Raw genomic sequence first — 13,568 nt, forward strand, 5'->3', positions numbered from 1 at the left:
TACTAGGGGATTTTTGTTTTGCTACACATATTACGAAATCGTTAACTTGATTTTTTTCTTTTATCTTTTACATTTCGATAAAACAAAGCAGCACTTAGCGGCATAACACCAAACCACTTATTCATAAATGGCTCTTTTTCAGCACGTCGTTGTTCTTTCTTTTGTTTTCGATCTTCTTTTGGAGCATCCATATACGACACAAACTGTTGTGTCACAAAGCGAACATAATCATTAGTAGACATATTATCATCACCTCTACTTGATTAGTATGTCCACTTTCTTATTCATTAATCTTTTCTTTTAATTCATTCATAATTTGCTTTACAGACTTATTCGTCGTATCAATATGAATATGAGCCTCTTCATAATAAGCTCGGCGCGATTCAAATTTTGCCACAAACGCCTCTATATCTTTCTTCTGAAATAGTGGACGCGTCGTATCTTCACGAAGTCTTTCTGCAATTACATGTGGATCACAATATAAATACACGACAGTTCCATTTTCCTTCATCCACTTTCGGTTTTCCTCTCGTTCAATGATTCCACCTCCAGTTGTAATAATTACATTACAACTCGGTAGTGAACGTAACATTTCACTTTCATATTCCCGAAAAACCATTTCGCCTTCTTCGGCAAAAATAGCACGAATTACCTTCTCCTGCTTCTCTTCAATTTTTTTGTCGGTATCGACAACATCCATATGAAGTTCTTTACTTAATGCTTTTCCAATTGTTGTTTTCCCTGCTCCCATATAACCGGTTATGTATATAGATTTCATGTTCGTTCCTCTCAATCATCCGTTATTATTTGTTATTATAACGAAAGATTACATTATTTAATAAAAAAACGTTTTGTTCTCCTTATACAATGAAGAACAAAACGTCAGAAACACGCCTTTACTTATAAGTACCTCTTCTCACCCACTGCGTTGCAATCCATTTCTCACCTTTCATTACAGGTGCCCCTCCGTGTAACGTAAGCTCATTTAATGATTGGTCTTGATAGAAATACTCAAAGTATACTGCCATTCCTTTTCTAGGGTTCACAGAAAGATTTAATTTTGGAAAGAACGTTTCTCCGCCTTCTTCTACATCATTTAAATACATGACAAGTGTACTAATACGATTATTAGCAGCTGATCTACTATGTTCCGCAAAATAATCATAGTGCGCTTTATATTGTTGATCCACTTCATAATTTAAAATGTGCAATCCTTCACCGTGCGACGCAGGAACATTCATGATAGATGAAATGCGTTTTTCAATCTTCGCAGTAAGCTCATTATCATCTAAAAATGCACCCTTACTCGTTCGAATATCATTTACATCACGTGATGAACCAACTTTTGAACGCGCTAACTTACTTTTAGACAATTCAATTAATTCTTCACATTCTTCATCACTTAATACATTTCCTAACACGACAATAAGAGGTTCTTCGAATTTTGAAATAATGTGTATTTCCCTATCTTCTGTCATAATTGCATTTCCTTTATGATCAAAAATAGTTTGTTCCTTATTTTCACCTATTTGATTGTTATTTGTCATTTCCCTATTCTCCCTAAAAATAATGATTGGATAGCATGAATATATCATATTCTTTCTACCTTTCTCTTTTTTGAGAAAATTTAAACTTTTAATTGTTTTATTTATCCATTTCCTTTAAAAAAACAGCCTATTTTTAAAGGAGGAATCATGGTTTTTTATCTATATATTTCACTTACTATCCTTCTATCCAATCGATTATTTTCTCATCCTTTTTTCTATAGCGAAAGCTTACTTTATAGAAAACTTCCGGTTTTATTTTGCACTGCAACGAAACGAGAATAACATCGTTTTCAAAGACGTAATTTCCACTTGCTTCGCCCTTTTCATATTGAAAGAAAAATGTATCTTCCTTTTCTTTTTGCTGTAAATCCTGTTTTATATTTGTAATAGATCGATTTAGTAGTTCCTCCAGTACAAACTTTTGCTCTATTTCAATATAAAAATTTTTATCTATAAGCAGCATATTCGTTTCGTATATAAAGAACGAAGTTAATAATACAAGAAAAATGATTGTTCCTGGCATTGTAAATCCATCTTGTTTTCTCATTTATTTATTTCCATTTCGCTATACCTGACAGCTACACCTTCATATGTTTTCCCACTCATATCTTTCACATTTATTAAGAGCAAATGAGGTGTTACTTCATACGAAACCATTTTAACATTTTGTAATATAACTTCTCTTCCGCGCATATTCACCTTTCTTATAAGATGATTATTCAACTTTTCATACGTCACTTCATCCCCAGTGCGAAGACGGAAGCGCAAAAGACTATCTTTATTTTCAGGGACTACTTTTTCTACAAAAGATACTTCACGAAATTCTAACTGTACTTGCCCTAAAAACACATCCCATTCCCAATTATTTAATCCTTTTGATTGGTTGTTTTCTATTCCAATAAAATTTAAACGTGGCAAGAGTAAAAAGAACAGTGATAACAGAAAAAAACATACGATCATTTCTATTAATGTAAAACCAACTTCTAATTTATTTTTTCTCCTGCATAAAAGCATTGTTCCGTCTCTCTTCCTTTCACATCTTTCCACATAGCACAAACTTCATTTCCTCCCCAATATGTGTAATATACATTTCCGTTTACAACTTTTTCTTGCGGTTGTTTCGTCCCATTCTCATACATATATAAAGCTGCTTCCCTTTTTAATAATACAAATGCTTTATAACGAATTTGTATGTTTTTTCGTTCTTGCATAATCAATACTGTTTGCGGAAGTAGTAAAGATACTGCCATCATTAATATACTTAATGCTACAAGCATCTCAGCCATCACTGACCCTTTTTGACATTTCACGATACGTAAATCTCCCTCTTCCAAGCTGAAATACAATCTCATATTTATAACTTCGATACGAAAGTAAGATCGTGCCACCTCTATTAATATTTCCACTCGGATTATATGTCATCGGATTTGGAAAAGTATTCAAATCAATTTGTATATCGCTATCATATTCTCTTTTAATGATAGTAAGATTTGTGCCTAGCTCCCCTATATAATACGTATGTCTATTTTTATACCATCGTAATGTATAGTATTTTTGGCGGTTTATCGCTAATTGTTGCATATACAAAATATCATTTGAAAACTGTCTTAAAAATTGTTCAATTTTTTGTTTTTCATGTAATGAATGTACGTTAAAATACGTGACCATACTTAGTACAGAAATTGCAAATAGAACGAGTAGCATTTCTAAAAGTGTAAAACCTTTTTGCTTCACAGTTTCCCACTAGTGACTGTGCCATCATTGGAAATATGAATAGATTCACCATTTGGACACTTATCAGCTGTAATATATTTTTCATCACTTAACTCTTTTAGTGTAGGAATTTTATTATGTTGTAGTTGGTATACTTGTACTTGCGCTTCTATAGATTTCACATAGGCTTTACATCCTTTTCCTTCGACGGATGAACGCTGCGTAACTACATTAGGAATAATTAACAGCAACAATACAGTTATGACGACCATAACTAATAACATTTCTAACAGGGTAAACCCCTCCTCATTCTGCATGAACATACCTCCTAAATAGAATTCATCATTTGAAACATTGGCATAATCATTGCTAAATACATAAGAATGACTATCCCTCCAATACACGTAAATAAAATCGGTTGAATGATCACTAACATACGTTTAATTTTTTGTTCCATCTTTTCCATAATAAGATCGCTATAGTCACCTAATTCAATCGCCAAATTACCGTTTGCTTGTCCATGCGTAATAATATAAGAAAGTTCTTCCTCGTAATATCCACTTTTAGCAATAATAGATTGCAACGGCTCTCCCGCAATTAATTGGTGTTTAATTCGGCCCGCTTCATACTGAAAGAATGGATGATATTTTTGTTCCATCATTATTGTTAGAGCCTCAAGTACTGATAGTCCGCCGTGTAATAAGCCACTCAATTGCGTGGCGAAATAATGCGAATTCTTTAAAATAAGGAATGTTTTTACGAGGGGAATACGAAGCTTAATTTTTACCTGCTTCATATTCGGGAGTTTCTGAAAGTAAAATATATACACACTAGAGCCAATCATAACGATAAAAATAGTGCTAAAAACAAGATAGGGTAGTAGCTTAATTACACTTAATATTTGTTCTGTAAATAACGGTACTGTAGAACCGAATGAACTATATACCATGTCAACTTGCGGTAATAAAATACGGTTAAAAACAAAAATCATGATTATTAAAAAGAGCGCCAAAAACATAGGATACTGCATTATTTTCATCATATCTTTCCTATACTTATCCTTTTTATAAAGAAGTGCACTCCCTTGTTGCAACGCAAAAGAAATATCACCATGTTGCTCGGCATAAAATAAATAACTTAACATCTCCTGATGGAACATTAATTGATGAAAAGAATCGTGTAGACTTTTTCCATCTTTCAATCCATCAATCATGCTCTGCAATTGTACTTTCTTTTCTAAAGATAATTGAAATCGTAAAAATTCTAATGCCTGCAAAAGGGAGTAGCCTTTTTCTAATAGTTCTCCTAATCTTTTCAGCAATATTACTTGATCACTTAAACTCCATATTTTCTTAAACATACACATCCTCTTCTAAAAATCCTAAAGCGTATCCTTTTCGTATCAAAGCTTCTAATGTTTCGTGCTTGTATGTGACACATTCCCCGTTTGCTTCTTTAATTGCTTGTTTTAACTCATATCCATATAACAACTCATAAATACTCGCTTGCCTTACTTGCCTCATTGATTTGCATAAAGTTGAGCACTTTCTTTTGCAAAACGGACACTTCAATTCGACAAGTCGCTGTGCAGCTATAGCCAATAACGATTGTTCAATCTCTTGCCTCGTTATGCCAAAATCCATGAACCGGAGTATCGTCCCTTTCGCATCATTCGTATGCAGTGTCGTCATTACTAAATGTCCAGTCAAACTTGCTCTTATAGCGATTTTCGCTGTTTCTTCATCACGAATTTCACCGACTAAAATAATATCTGGGTCATGACGTAAAATAGCCTTTAATCCCGCCTCATATGTGATACCTGCTTTTTCATTTATTTGAATTTGTAATACATCGTCATTTCTTTTTTCAACTGGGTCCTCCAGTGTAACGATGCGACGTGTTTTCTTTTTTCTAATTACCTCTAATAATGCATACATTGTTGTTGTCTTTCCAGAACCTGTCGGTCCAGTAAATACGAGTAACCCATGGGAATAATGTAAAAAAGAGAGTAGTTTTTTCGCTGTACTTGGAAATAACGAAAGATGAGATAACGGCTGAATAGATGCTTGTAAATGAAGACGAATAACGAGACTTTCTTGATATACGGTTGGAAGTGTGGAAAGGCGTAAATACACTTCTTGTCCATCCATTTGTAAATACAGTGAACCATTTTGTGGCTTCCGCCTCTCCCCTATATCCATGGAGGCTAAAAATTTAAAATGTGAAACAAGTTTTTCTCCAAATTCCTTTTCGATACAGTGTTTCATCATTAAATCTTTTCCTATACGCAATTGAATCACTACATCCTTCTTCCGGGGCACAATATGTAAATCTGAAGCTTGTACCCTACACGCCTCTTTCAAAATTGTATTCGCAAAACTTTCAATTCCATTCATCATTTTTCCCCTTGCCTCCTTGGATTCGTCTGGAAAACCGTTCCATCCGTGAGCAAGTAACAGCATATCCGCAAATTCTCCTTGTGTCATGGTGTCCATCGGATTAAATAGATTATCTGTCTTAGCACCCATAATATTTAGAGCATGAAGATTATCAATGTGACTTCTATATTTATTCTTTGGTGGCACGTCATCAAAAGGTAGTTTGTTGTTAATTTTCTGAGCATCTGCTACAAAATCAAAGCTTTTAGGAGAGGTGTAGTGAAAATATGTGATTTCTCCTGCTGAATTCTTTTTGAAAGCAACTTTGTTGCCTTCCGAATCTTCAAATAACAACGGATGAATCATTTTCAGAACTTGTTTTCCAGTTGTTCCACCCTCCATGACCAAATTCCCATTTTCATAAGTAAAATGAGTGCGAATTGCAGAGAAACGCGTATTTTGGAATAAGCCCAAGTATTTATGAGCTTCTTTTTCTTCTAACGGAAGATAACTTGTTTTTACTTCATTCTTCTTAGCAGGGAAGTAGTGATCCATGAGAGCTTCATATATGTCTATACTCATCATTGAATCATTATTGTAAGACATGAAGAATGCTGTTTTTTGTTCAGGCACTAAAATCAGCAGTGATTGATGTCCAGGCATACTTCCACCTTTCATTACAACGTGTTGACCGTTAGCAAATTTATTAAAAGGTGTTTCAAATCCAATTGTCGCAACAGGGATTGTCTTATCGTCAAAAACTTGATAGGCATGCATCATATCTATGCTTTTTTTACTTACAATTTCTTTGTCTTTAAACGTTCCTTTCTGTAGTTGCATAATCATGTATTTTGACATGTCTTCCGCAGTAGATAAAATGCTTCCTTGTGGTGTATCCCTTAAACCGCTCCCACTTGTTGGAATCGGATCACCAGTGGGACCATAATGTGTAGCCATTCTTTCGAGAAGGTCAGGCGTAAAGCTCATACTCGTGGATTTCATATCTAATGGTTTGAAAATATTTTTTTCCATATATTTCGAGAAAGGGGTGTTAGTAGCATTCTCTACTGCAAACCCTGCGAGCGCAAATGAGACGTTGTCATACGTATAAGCTTCCCCTGGTGCCCGTATCACCGTTGGCATATGTTTAGAGAAAAATTCTTTCATTGGTATACTATTATGAACGTATTCGGGTCCAGTTATATTTGTGAGGTCCGGAAAATCTACCCCGCTAGTATAAGTGAGCATATCAAACAGGGTGAGAGGTTTCCCTGTTTGATTAGGGATTTTTAATCCACCAAGATATTTTTGTACGTCTTGATCTAGTTTAAGCTTTCCTTTATCGACTTGCTGCATCACAGCCAAAGCAGTAAAAGTTTTTGAGACTGAAGCGATTTGAAAGACCGTATCCTTAGTGACGGGGATTTTCTTTTCTTTATTGGCATATCCATATCCTTTATTGACAACGACCTTTCCATCATGAACGACGACAAAACTAGAACCGTTCACATTATACTTCTTCATTTTTTCTTCAAATAACGGGTCAGCAAAAGATTCTATTTCTTTTTTATTATTAGGTCCTTCCATCATTTGAGTATTAGTCGAGGATGCTAATGGTTTTGATTTTTCAGCTTCTAATAATTGTTGGGAACACGCGGAAATCATTGTTGAAGAAGAAAGAAGAACTGCAACAATCCCCAGTTTGTTAATTGCTTGTTTCATTTTTGTAAGCTCCTTTAATTGATTTGTTTTTTTGTTAGCGAAACGAGTTAGCACCCGTTAGCGTATGAACAGAGTGTAGCAAGAGGCAAGTCATAGTAGGTAGTGAGTTTTTGTAATATTTATAAAGAAGAACAAAAATTGAGTCGATAAAGCTGTATTAATAGTTATGTCATAAAAATCATGACATTTTGACACTACTGTGTATGACAGAAAAACACTTAGTATCAAAGAGCGGTTATTAATAAATGAGGAGGGGAGATTTTCATTGCGTATGATAAAAAGGTAAAGAGGCATGAAAGGGAAACAGGTATGACATATTTATGAAAAATAAACCAGTAACGAGATTGTTTTAAGGAAAAGAAGTAATTTTTAGGATTAACATACATGTGGAAAAAGAGGGATTTACCGTTTGTTAGGATTCAATAGCGTTCGTGAAAATAATACTGAGTAAGATACTTGCAAATCAAATCTTGTCCATTTGCCTTTGGTAAAGATGAAAGCTGTGTGACTAGTATAAAACAGCAAATAACTACCGATAAAATATGAATAGAGGAGAAGAATATCTTTATGAAAAAGCATTGTCAGATTACATCTACAGGTTTAGGTCTTTTAATGACTGGAAGTTCTCTATTATATACAACGCCAACCTCAATTGTAAAAGCAGAGCCCACTCAAAATGTATCTAGTTCGTTACAAATAAGTACCCAACAAAATCGTACTTCTGTTAAGCAAGCAATGCGGGATACACTACAACTTGGATACCCTGGAATACTCGCTAAAATTTCAAAGGATAGAAAAACGTGGAGTTATGCTGCTGGGGTAGCGGATCTGAGAACGAAGAAACCAATGAAAGCAGATTATCGCTTTCGTATTGGCAGTGTGACGAAGACATTCATTGCAACAGTTCTACTTCAATTAGCTGGAGAAAATCGCTTGAATCTAGATGACTCCATCGAAAAATGGTTGCCTGGTGTCATTCAAGGAAACGGATATGATGGTAACCAGATTACGATTCGGCAGATATTGAATCATACAAGTGGGATTGCCGAATACTTAAAGTCAAAAGACTATGATATTTTGGATACAAAAAAAATATATACGGCTGAAGAATTAGTAAAGATGGGAATTTCTCTTCCCCCAGACTTTGCTCCAGGCAAGGGCTGGTCTTATTCAAACACGGGATACGTAATACTGGGTATCCTTATTGAAAAAGTAACTGGAAATAGCTATGCAGAAGAGGTTGAAAATCGGATTGTTGAACCGCTCGATTTGTTGAATACATTCCTACCTGGTAATTCAACTGTTATCCCAGGTACCAATCATGCTCGTGGATATTTCCAACTAGATGAAGCAAGTGGACCAAAAGATGTTACGTATTCTTACCCAGGTAATTCGGATGGAGATATAATTTCTACTGCTGATGACTTAAACAAATTTTTCTCTTACTTGCTTAGTGGAAAATTACTGAAGGAACAGCAACTAAAACAAATGCTTACTACAGTTCCTACAGGAATAGAAGGAATGGATGAATATGGTCTTGGAATCTATGAAACTAAACTTCCAAACGGTGTATCGATATGGGGACACACAGGTGGCTCTCCAGGTTTTTCTACTCTTGCTGGAGGCACACTTGGAGGAAAGCATACATTGGCAATCAGCTTAAATAACCGCATAGCTAATAGTCCTGACCCTTTTAAAAATATTTTACTTGCTGAATTTAGCAAGTAGATAAAAGGAAATTGGATAAATTTTGTCATAGTTTTTATAGTTGAAAATATACCTTTCTGGTTCAAAAAAACTTATTCTGAAAAATTTTTGGGGTAAAGCAAGTTCCTAATTTGATGGACATGTGGCTGTACCCCTATCAAGTGGCGAATCATATTCGATAGTGAACTTTTTGTCATATTTATAAAGGATAACAAAAGTTGAGTGGAATAAGGCTGTATTGATAGTTATGTCATACAAACCATGACATTTTGACACTACCGTATTTGACAGAAAAATACTTAGAATAAAAGAGTGGCTTTTAACGCATTAGCAATGAAAGAGGAGGAGAGATATTAATGACGAAAGCATTAGCTCAAAAAACTTTGCAAGATTTTTATTTCTTGTTATTTACCTTTGTATCCGGTTTTTTTTACTTTTGTTTCTATCTGATCAGCGTTACATTTGCATTAGTAATGACGATTATCTTTTTGGGTATTCCCTTATTAGCATGGGTGCTGCAAACAACTCACACGTTTGTTCAGTATGAACGTATTCAGACAAAGATTTATACAGATATATCGATAGAGTTATTCGAACCAAGAAAAAAAGAGGAGGGAGATAAATGGATTAAAGCGAGAGATACAATCCTCAATAATAGCAACTGGAGGGCTATTTTTTGGCTCATGCAGAAATTTTTGGTCGGAATAATGAGTCTTATATGTGCTGTTTTACTGTATGTAATGCCACTAGTATGTATCGTTACACCCTTACTTTTTCGATATTTTAATATATACTTATTGGGCATAGCTGTGGATTCATGGGAGACAGCAATTTTTGTCATGATTGTTGGTTTCATTCTCATCGTGATACATAATTTTATTGGAAACTGCTTAGTTCAAATTATTGGAATGTACACGCGTTCCATGTTTAAAGCTATAAAGGAGTGATAATTTGTTTAAGACTTTGAAACTATGGTTTTGGTATGATTGGACCTTACTTTGTATACGTTTTATTATTTGGCTATCATTGATATCAACGACTATCCAACAACAAGATCATTTGACAGTATCATTTTGGATCATTATTCTTTGGGAAATAGTTTCATTCTCAGTACCTTGGATTTGTTTAATGTTTAGTTATCGCTATTATTTGTTTACTGAAATAATATTATTTGGCGGAGTGTGTTTCTATTTAACTTTATTATTTCCGTCAGCCTATCTTACTTTTTTAATGCCAACTTTTATGATTGCGGCAAATAGTGCTCATAAATCTTACCGTTGGTCGGGTCCTACCACAATTATTTTATTCCCATTGCTTATTGCGATATTTTCCAAAGTAACAGATTTATGGGCAATCATCCTACAACTCAGTTTAGCTTTTGCTATGGGCTCTTTCTTTCGTTTACTGGCTATTAATTACCGTCAAAGTGAAACTATTCGAAACCAGAAACATGTATTGGAACAATACGTATCCCAAGTTGAGCGGATTACATTACTTGAGGAACGTGACAGGCTCTCAAAAGACTTACACGATACGATGGGGCATTCCTATACTTCAATTATTATGGGGATGGAAACATTACGTATGGAATTAAAGTCTAAAGAAGGAGAGCAACAGCTCGATTCATTATTACAATTGGCCCGTAACAGTATGGAAGAAGTAAGGCTGTATTTACATCAATTGGATTTATCGCAAGAATCGCTTCCCTTAGCTGTCACATTACAACAATTGACAGACGAATTTAAGAAACATGTAAAAGTAAATGTACGTACTCAAATAATAGGGGAAGAGTATATGGTCTCTAAACAATCAAAAATGACACTATATCGGAGCTTGCAGGAATCACTAACAAATGCTGTTCGCCATGGGCATTCCACAGAAATCATTGTGTCACTTCATTTTGAACCACAACAGATAAGATTGGATGTACAGGATAATGGCTGTGGAGCAGAAGAATGGAAGGATGGTTTTGGATTAACTGCAATGAAAGAGCGTGTAAGTCAGTTGCAAGGAAGAGTCATTGTTTATTCCAAAAAAGGGGAAGGGACATTAATTTCATGTGTTTTACCGAAACAAGTACAACTTTCTAATGAACAAATCCGCCTGTGTATTGTCGACGATCATTCTTTTATCCGAGAAAGTCTTCATACAATTTTGGATGGACAGGAGGATTTACAAGTAGTGGGAATGGCTGAAGATGGAGAACGGGCTTTGGAATTGTGTGAGAGATTAAAACCAGATGTAGTATTAATGGATTTAGAGATGCCAAATCTAGATGGGATTCATGCGACTAAAGTGATTAAGGAAAAATGGCCGGACATTCGTGTACTCATTCTGTCAACCTTTCAGAATACAGAAAGGGCAAAAGAAATTATACGAAATGGTGCGGATGGATACTTATTGAAATCCATAGATTCGCGTGAACTAGCTGAATCAATTCGTCTAGTCTATCGAGGAGGCACGATGATTACTCATGACTTGTTCCATAGAATGTGGGAAGAAAATGAAGAAACAGGATTATTTGAATCACAATCAGATGGAAAAGAGTATGGATTAACGAAACGAGAATTAGAGATTTTGGAACTATTATCACAAGGAAGCCGTTATAAAACAATAGCTTCGACACTTTACTTGTCAAACGGAACGGTAAGAAATTACGCCTCCAATCTTTATGAGAAGCTAGGAGTTAAAAATCGAGAAGATGCAGTACAAAAGGCAAAAGATATAGGATTACTTTCTTGACTCTCTCACTTGAACTAGTTAGCTGAAGTCAATGGGGAACTTACAGATAATACAGGGCATTACTACCCAATCCTACATTTGAAACTAAAATGAAAAATAAAGATTTGGAACGCCACTGCTTTTTTGTGAATAAAGTTGTTTAAAAAGGTTATTCGGATTTTCTTATCGAAAAAGTAAAACACTATAGACGATGACTATAAAATTTGTAGACTATAACTGAAATTGAAACAAGGTTTAAGGTAGATGAATATTTTATTCAAAACTATTTTCACAGAGGTCTGGTAAATAGTTTTTATATTCGCTAGTACATCGGTCCTAAATCTGAAAGCAAGATAGATGTTATTGACCCAATTTAGAAAATATCTATTAAGTTGCCATGAGTAATTAATTTTAGAATTGAAAGAGGAATTTCTGTAAATTCGAGGATAATAATACTCACTAAATTAAAGCTCTCTAAAAAGAGAAGAATTTAGAAACTAAAGAAATTAGTATAATAGTGCTTGATTGTAGTCAAATATAAAATAAGTCGTTTTGAATTGAAGTAAGATGTGTAATTGGAAAAAATAACAGGTTAATATATTTCTAATCATTTAAAGGGAAGGGCATGTGATTGAGGTGAATAATACATATAATGAAAAGACGCATACATCGATTAAACAATTATTAAAAAAGTTTTCATCAAAAGCTCCTGGCTGTGCATATATTGCTAGTTTAGATAGCGGAGTAACTTATAAGGGTGCAGTTGGCTTAGCTTCTATAGAGAAAAATCTACCCATAACTACCAAAACCGTTTTTAATGTAGCCTCAGTTTCTAAACAATTCACAGCATTTTCTATATTACTCTTAGAACAAGGGGGGAGATTAAGTTTAGATGATTCAATTGTAAAGTTTGTCCCTTCTATAGGAGCATATGCTGAACCTGTAACATTGAGACAACTAATTCATCACACTGGTGGACTAGTTGATTATATGGAATTGGCTGAAGCAGAGAATATTAAATATACTGACAAACTAACTGTAGAAGAATCGCTAAAACACTTTAATGGTCATCAAATCGCAAGGTTCCCAGTTGGCACAAAATTTGAGTATAGCAATACAGGGTATTTTTTATTATCACAAGTGATAGAGAAGGTAAGTGGCAAGTCTCTATGTCAGTTTACAAAGGATTGTATTTTTGGTCCTTTAAATATGAGAGCCACAACAATTGTGGATTACTATCCAACTACTGTAGCAATTGCTAGTGGATATTCGAAGGATGAACAAGGAATATATAAAATCTATGAAAGCCCTTGGGAACATACAGGGGATGGGGCAGTTCATACAACAGTTGAAGACCTGGTAAAATGGGGAGAAAATTTAACGACAGGTACCGTTGGTGGAAAAGAACTCGTTAAAAGAATGAGCGAAATAGGTCTGAAAGTTTCTCCAACTGGAGAAATGATTATTGACAATGAAGATTATGCTTTTGGGTTGAGAGTTACTGAAGGTTTTAACTGTCGATACTTAGAACATTCAGGAAGTTGGGCAGGTTATCGTTCACACTTCATGCGGTTTCCAGAAGAATATTTGTCTGTTGCGGTACTAAGTAACTATGATGAATTTGACTCTAAAAAATATGCTAATAAAATAGCAGAAATTGTTTTAGAAAAGTAAAAAAATAGAGATTAGAATCAGTATTTGGATTTGGTTTATATTGTTTAAAAGAATTTACCTTGCACTTTCTCAAAATCCAATCAAAAAACGGAAATGACCTTAGAAT

At 34.6% G+C, this 13,568-nt stretch carries 14 protein-coding genes and 1 pseudogene; 4 read left to right on the forward strand and 11 right to left on the reverse strand.

Annotated features, from left to right (window positions below; translation table 11 throughout):
* Positions 1 to 41 precede the first annotated feature (41 nt).
* From KI369_RS20270 to KI369_RS20320, 11 genes and pseudogenes are all read right to left on the reverse strand, one after another.
* Positions 42 to 242 (reverse strand): YqzE family protein, encoded by a 201-nt coding sequence (locus KI369_RS20270; RefSeq protein WP_000106080.1) that lies wholly within the window; start codon positions 240 to 242, stop codon positions 42 to 44.
* A 38-nt stretch (positions 243 to 280) separates the two neighbouring features.
* Positions 281 to 778: a shikimate kinase gene (locus KI369_RS20275; protein ID WP_212957168.1), complete on the reverse strand. Its 498-nt coding sequence runs from the start codon at positions 776 to 778 to the stop codon at positions 281 to 283.
* Between the two features lie 118 nt (positions 779 to 896).
* Positions 897 to 1,547: a 2OG-Fe(II) oxygenase gene (locus KI369_RS20280; RefSeq protein ID WP_212957169.1), complete on the reverse strand. Its 651-nt coding sequence runs from the start codon at positions 1,545 to 1,547 to the stop codon at positions 897 to 899.
* Between the two features lie 175 nt (positions 1,548 to 1,722).
* Positions 1,723 to 2,094: a competence type IV pilus minor pilin ComGG gene (gene comGG, locus KI369_RS20285; protein WP_212957171.1), complete on the reverse strand. Its 372-nt coding sequence runs from the start codon at positions 2,092 to 2,094 to the stop codon at positions 1,723 to 1,725.
* Positions 2,091 to 2,561 carry a competence type IV pilus minor pilin ComGF gene (gene comGF, locus KI369_RS20290; protein ID WP_212957172.1) on the reverse strand — a complete coding sequence of 157 codons (471 nt, stop codon included), beginning with the start codon at positions 2,559 to 2,561 and terminating at the stop codon, positions 2,091 to 2,093. Before comGF ends, comGG begins: the two co-directional genes overlap by 4 nt.
* The gene (comGE, locus tag KI369_RS20295) at positions 2,531 to 2,833 is read right to left on the reverse strand and encodes a competence type IV pilus minor pilin ComGE (RefSeq protein WP_212957173.1); all 303 of its coding nucleotides are present in this window, start codon (positions 2,831 to 2,833) and stop codon (positions 2,531 to 2,533) included. Before comGE ends, comGF begins: the two co-directional genes overlap by 31 nt.
* Positions 2,826 to 3,281, reverse strand: coding sequence for a competence type IV pilus minor pilin ComGD (gene comGD, locus KI369_RS20300; RefSeq protein ID WP_212957174.1), 456 nt, complete (start codon positions 3,279 to 3,281; stop codon positions 2,826 to 2,828). The genes comGE and comGD overlap by 8 nt, the downstream gene beginning before the upstream one ends.
* Positions 3,278 to 3,577 carry a comG operon protein ComGC gene (comGC, locus tag KI369_RS20305; protein ID WP_001178696.1) on the reverse strand — a complete coding sequence of 100 codons (300 nt, stop codon included), beginning with the start codon at positions 3,575 to 3,577 and terminating at the stop codon, positions 3,278 to 3,280. The genes comGD and comGC overlap by 4 nt, the downstream gene beginning before the upstream one ends.
* Positions 3,578 to 3,588: 11 nt before the next feature.
* The gene (comGB, locus tag KI369_RS20310) at positions 3,589 to 4,620 is read right to left on the reverse strand and encodes a competence type IV pilus assembly protein ComGB (protein ID WP_212957175.1); all 1,032 of its coding nucleotides are present in this window, start codon (positions 4,618 to 4,620) and stop codon (positions 3,589 to 3,591) included.
* Entirely contained in the window at positions 4,613 to 5,656 is a 1,044-nt protein-coding gene (comGA, locus tag KI369_RS20315) for a competence type IV pilus ATPase ComGA (protein WP_212957178.1), read from the reverse strand. The genes comGB and comGA overlap by 8 nt, the downstream gene beginning before the upstream one ends.
* A pseudogene (locus KI369_RS20320) lies at positions 5,636 to 7,360 on the reverse strand (serine hydrolase domain-containing protein); the annotation flags it as partial. The gene comGA and the pseudogene KI369_RS20320, both read right to left, overlap by 21 nt.
* Positions 7,361 to 7,927: 567 nt before the next feature.
* On the opposite strand from KI369_RS20320, the gene KI369_RS20325 reads away from it, so the two are divergent.
* From KI369_RS20325 to KI369_RS20340, 4 genes are all read left to right on the forward strand, one after another.
* Complete coding sequence (locus KI369_RS20325; RefSeq protein ID WP_212957176.1) at positions 7,928 to 9,088, forward strand: serine hydrolase domain-containing protein; 1,161 nt, start codon at positions 7,928 to 7,930, stop codon at positions 9,086 to 9,088.
* A 335-nt stretch (positions 9,089 to 9,423) separates the two neighbouring features.
* On the forward strand, positions 9,424 to 10,014 hold the full coding sequence (locus tag KI369_RS20330; RefSeq protein WP_063224260.1) for a sensor domain-containing protein: 591 nt from the start codon (positions 9,424 to 9,426) through the stop codon (positions 10,012 to 10,014).
* Between the two features lie 4 nt (positions 10,015 to 10,018).
* A complete protein-coding gene (locus KI369_RS20335; RefSeq protein WP_212957177.1) occupies positions 10,019 to 11,809 on the forward strand; it encodes a helix-turn-helix transcriptional regulator in 1,791 nt (596 codons plus the stop codon).
* Between the two features lie 615 nt (positions 11,810 to 12,424).
* On the forward strand, positions 12,425 to 13,462 hold the full coding sequence (locus KI369_RS20340) for a serine hydrolase domain-containing protein (RefSeq protein WP_212957179.1): 1,038 nt from the start codon (positions 12,425 to 12,427) through the stop codon (positions 13,460 to 13,462).
* Positions 13,463 to 13,568 lie beyond the last annotated feature (106 nt).

It is taken from the genome of Bacillus sanguinis (assembly GCF_018332475.1).
Taxonomy (GTDB): Bacteria; Bacillota; Bacilli; order Bacillales; family Bacillaceae_G; genus Bacillus_A; species Bacillus_A sanguinis.